Origin of the sequence: Reyranella soli (assembly GCF_007992495.1) — a bacterium.
GTDB lineage: Bacteria > Pseudomonadota > Alphaproteobacteria > Reyranellales > Reyranellaceae > Reyranella > Reyranella soli.
Genome location: NZ_BKAJ01000104.1, coordinates 1 through 2,555 on the forward strand (window position 1 = coordinate 1; position 2,555 = coordinate 2,555).

3 protein-coding genes are annotated in these 2,555 nt (G+C 68.6%); all 3 read left to right on the forward strand.

All coding sequences use genetic code 11. The annotated features are described in order from the left end of the window. The first annotated feature begins 88 nt into the window (after nt 1-88). Genes RSO01_RS28565 through RSO01_RS28575 form a run of 3 tightly spaced genes read left to right on the forward strand, consistent with a single transcriptional unit; the run spans nt 89 to nt 2,494 of the window. Nucleotides 89-1,339 (forward strand): MFS transporter, encoded by a 1,251-nt coding sequence (locus RSO01_RS28565; protein WP_147153927.1) that lies wholly within the window; start codon nt 89-91, stop codon nt 1,337-1,339. Beyond that, on the forward strand, nt 1,336-2,205 hold the full coding sequence (locus RSO01_RS28570; protein WP_147153929.1) for an amidohydrolase family protein: 870 nt from the start codon (nt 1,336-1,338) through the stop codon (nt 2,203-2,205). Before RSO01_RS28565 ends, RSO01_RS28570 begins: the two co-directional genes overlap by 4 nt. A 10-nt stretch (nt 2,206-2,215) precedes the next feature. Further along, nucleotides 2,216-2,494 carry a hypothetical protein gene (locus RSO01_RS28575; protein ID WP_147153931.1) on the forward strand — a complete coding sequence of 93 codons (279 nt, stop codon included), beginning with the start codon at nt 2,216-2,218 and terminating at the stop codon, nt 2,492-2,494. Nucleotides 2,495-2,555: the final 61 nt, after the last annotated feature.

Consider the following 2,555-nt stretch of genomic DNA (forward strand, 5'->3'; position numbering starts at 1 on the left):
GGGGGGGGGGGGTTACACACCTTCGAGGCCCCCTCACCTAACCTCTCCCCCTAGCGGGGGAGAGGAACATGAGGGAAAACACTACCGCATGGAGCCGCGCAGCAGGATACGCCTGATCGCCGCCGGGACGATCGGGAACGTCCTGGAGTGGTACGACTTCGCCATCTACGGCTATTTCGCCGTGTCGATCGGCCGGAACTTCTTTCCCAGCGGCGATCCGGTGGCCCAGGTGCTGGCGGCGTTCGGGGTGTTTGCCGCGGGGTTCGTGATGCGGCCGCTGGGCGGCCTGCTGACCGGCGCGATCGGCGACCGCTACGGCCGGCGCACGGCCCTCACCATTTCCGTCGCGGCCATGGCCGTCCCGACCTTCCTGGTGGGCGTGCTGCCCGGCTATCAGACGATCGGCATCGCAGCGCCCATCCTGCTCACGCTGTTGCGCATGATCCAGGGCCTGTCGGTCGGCGGCGAATGCACGACCTCCTTCACCTTCCTGGTCGAGAACGCCGCCCGCGGCCGCGCCGGGCTGACCGGCGCCATCGCGATGTCCGGCGCCAATATCGGCCTGTTCGCCGGGTCGGCGTCCGGTGCGCTCATGGCCAGCCTGTTGCCGCCGGAGACGCTGCACGACTGGGGCTGGCGCGTGCCTTTCCTGGCCGGCCTGCTGGTCGGCGGCGCGGGCTATTTCCTGCGCCGGAACGTGCAGGAGATGAAGCTGCCGCTACGCCCCCACGCGCCGCTCACCGAGACCTTCCGCAACCACAAGCGCCTGCTGCTGCGCATCGGCGGGCTCGCCGCGTTCGGCACGGTCAGCTTCTTCCTGATGTTCCTCTATGTCGTGAGCTGGCTGCAGCTCGTCGACGGCCTGGCGCCCGAGCAGGCACTCGACATCAACACGTTCAGCATGGCGGCCCTCGTCCCCGCCATGATCGCGGCCGGCTGGCTGAGCGACAGGATCGGCCGCAAGCCGCCGCTGATCGCCGGGCTGATCGTGGGCTTCGTCGGCGCCGTGCCGTTCCTGTGGCTGATGCATCATCCCGATCCGGCGCTGGTCGTGCTGGGTCAGCTCGGCTTCGTGGCAGCGCTGGCACCGGCGCTCGCCATCCAGCCGGCCTTGCTGGTCGAATCGACGCCGCCGGGCGTGCGCTGCACCGTGATCTCGTTCGGCTTCAACATGTCCGCGGGCCTTTTGGGCGGCTTCGCGCCGTTGGCGGCGACCTGGCTGGTGCATCGGTCCGGCATCGACCTCAGCCCCGCCTTCATCGCGATGGCGGTCGCCGTCATCTCCTTCGTGGCCGTCCTGACCTTTCGTGAAACCAATCCACGCGAGTGCCGGCGATGAGGCGCCGTCACTTCACCGTCGCGGCGCTCGCGGCCGCAGTGACCACGACGACGGCGCAAGCCGCCGAGCCCGCCTGGATCGACGCGCACACGCACGTCTTCGTCCGCAGCCTGCCGATGGCCCTCGATGCGCGCTACCGGCCGGACTACGACGCCTCGTGGGAGACGCTGATGGCGCTGGCCGAGACGAATGGCGTCAGCCGCGCCGTGATCCTGCAGCCCTCGTTCCTGGGCTTCGACAATTCCTACCTGTTCGAGGCGTTGCGTGCCCAGCCCGGCCGGTTCCGCGGCGTGCCCTGGGTGTCGCCGTCGGTCGCTGTCACCAACGACGACTGGGAGACCTTGGAACGGATCGGCGTGCGCGGCCTGCGCTTCCCGATCTACGGCCTGCCGACGCCGCAATGGTCCTACTACAAGGACATGCTGGCCGAGGCGAGGAAGCGCGACTGGCCGATCCATCTCTATGTCGAGAGCAAGCGGCTGCCGGAGATCCTGCCCGTCCTGCTCGACGGCGGGAACAAGGTGGTGATCCCGCACTTCGGCATGTTCGACCGAACGCTGGGCCCGGCGCGCGATCAGGGCTTCAAGGTGCTGCTGGAGAGCGCGCCCAGCCGCAACGTCTGGGTCGTGATGTGCGGCGCGTACCGCGTCGGCCCCGAGCGCGCCCGCTCGGCCACGCCGATGCTGCTCGACGCCTTCGGCCCGGACCGCCTGATGTGGGGCAGCGACTGGCCGCACACCGACACCGGCCTGAACCGCGTCACGACCTATCCGCAGACCCTTCGCTGGTTCGAGGAATGGGTGCCCGATGCGGCGACGCGGCGTACCATCCTGATCGATACGCCGGCGAAGCTGTACGGCTTCTGAGGAGCGTCCGATGCATCGAGTCCGCGACTTGGCTGCGGTCGTGGCGATCGCGATACCCAACCTGGCCCTTGGCCAACAATCTGAGATGGCGCCGAAGGATCGCTGCGCCCAGTTGTTGGCCTACTGGGACCAGCGGTCCGCAAGCAAGGGTGAAGGGGCGAGTGGGTCTGACATGGCACGCAAGGCGGCAGGCCTCGATTGCGACAACCGTCGTTACGCCGACGGCATCAAGCGGATGGAGGACCTGCTGCGACAGAACCGCTATCCAGTGCCAGCGCCGCAGCCTTAGTCTTGCCGGAGCGCGGACCCCTGCCTTCGCCGAAGCGGCTTCGCTTCGGCGAAGGCAGGGG